General features: G+C 48.0%; 3 protein-coding genes. All 3 read right to left on the bottom strand.

The genetic code is table 11. The features are described from left to right. A partial coding sequence (locus FDX01_RS04515; RefSeq protein ID WP_249360872.1) for a hypothetical protein occupies positions 1-723 on the bottom strand: 723 nt, incomplete at its 3' end. Next, positions 723-998, bottom strand: a complete 276-nt coding sequence (locus tag FDX01_RS23470; protein WP_137399309.1) for a hypothetical protein — start codon at positions 996-998, stop codon at positions 723-725. The genes FDX01_RS04515 and FDX01_RS23470, both read right to left, overlap by 1 nt. After that, positions 995-1,666: hypothetical protein (locus FDX01_RS04500; RefSeq protein WP_249360871.1), on the bottom strand; the 672-nt coding region annotated here is incomplete at its 5' end. The genes FDX01_RS23470 and FDX01_RS04500, both read right to left, overlap by 4 nt.

The following is a 1,666-nucleotide window of genomic DNA, read 5'->3' as shown; positions in this document are numbered from 1 at the left end:
TGCACTGTTATTTGATGACTGATCGGGATGGTTGGCGTAATCATTATCCCACACCCTGAGTTCATTCCCGTTAACTATGGCAATTTCGACGCCTGAATAACCGACATCTTTTATTCGCGATAATGAAAAATCTTTTAAGTTTTTCGCCAGTGCTGAAATATCATCGCAAAACAGACCTTTGTAATAATTCAAAACCAGACGATCACTGATGCTTATATTGAATTTATACCCTTTAATGTTCATAAAGCACTGAGTCAGGGCCACAGAAAGCTTTTGCCCCGCCTTCCAGTCAAACGTCAATGGCAATGGCATTAACTGGCCTTGCGGCGTTTCAGTCACTGGGCCAGCCACAATAATAAAATCAAGTCTTAATTCCGTCCCCTGCCAGTTGCCAAATACCTGGTTAATGGTTCCCTGCATGACAAGTTTTGGTGCAGACACCGTGCCAGCCAGCGGGAGCCCCTTACCCATGCCCAGAAAGACTTTTATTTTCTTTCCGAAGAGTTCTTGCCTGGCCTGCTGCATTTCTTTCGGACCGATCCCCCAGATTACAAGGTGTGTCTCCCCTTGAGGAGTGGACTCACCGAACCTGAGAATGTCGAACTCAATCATTAACGCCCCAGGGTTATATACGCCGTTCTTATGACTTGAATACTGCTGAATTAATTTTTCTGGTTTGTCACCATCAGCCGGAGAGAAAATCTGGATATCGTAATAACGCATTAACTGGTTACCTCAATTTGTCCGTTTTTCTCCCTCCAGTACATTTCCGTAGAACTGAAAATACCGGATATGAGGTTAATTCCGCCAGCCACCGGAGAACCGACTAATGCCGTGTTAATAACGGTGTTGTCGGAACTGTCCGTTATTAGCAGATACCATCTCTGGGCTGCGATATTCCATTTCAGTTGGCAGTTATAAACCGTTCCGTCAAGAACGGGCGTGAATGCCATACTCTGACGCTCGTTGCCAGTAAACGCGTAAAACTGAGATGTCATATTGCCACTCCCAGTTTGCCAAGCAGGCCCGTTATCGCTTCTGAAACTGATCCGCCCAGCGACGTGTTACCCAGAGCATTAACCGTACTGGTCCATGCAGATTCAGTGACTTTATCACCGCCACCAATTTTGCCCAGAAAGTTATTTACTGCTTGTTCCGCGCCTGTTTCCGATATCAGTGGCTGTTCAAAATCCCACATCCACGTCCGTTGCGGTAGCGCATCATTACCGCCGGTTACGTCCTTAACGGTGCGCAATATGCATCGGTTATAGATAACTGATGGAGTGGCAACGATGAATGTTCCACCGAGATTTGCATGGGCCTGAAGAACGGATTGCAGCGCACTGATGGTAACCAGCTTTGTCATGGCGCCAGTGTTTTCGTTTACCGGCGCTTCCATAACCAGTGAAACGCGCAACGGTTGTGCCAGTAGCGCATTAGCGGCCACAACCTGGTTAGCAAAAGGGTAGCGGGCAATGTCGTAATCAATAAGCGTCGAGCCCTGCGCTGGTTTCCAGTGGCAGAAATACTTATCCAGATCGGTGAGGTTGATCGCACCTCCCAAAAGGCCAGTTACAAAACTGGCGCTTTGGGTCAGGGCTACGATCGGGAGCATGCCACCAGGTATCGCCTGAGCAATGCCGTCGCAAAGAATGACCGGGGATAT

Source organism: Citrobacter sp. wls613 (assembly GCF_005281195.1).
Taxonomy (GTDB): Bacteria; Pseudomonadota; Gammaproteobacteria; order Enterobacterales; family Enterobacteriaceae; genus Citrobacter; species Citrobacter gillenii.
This window is presented reverse-complemented; position numbering and strand designations above follow the sequence as displayed.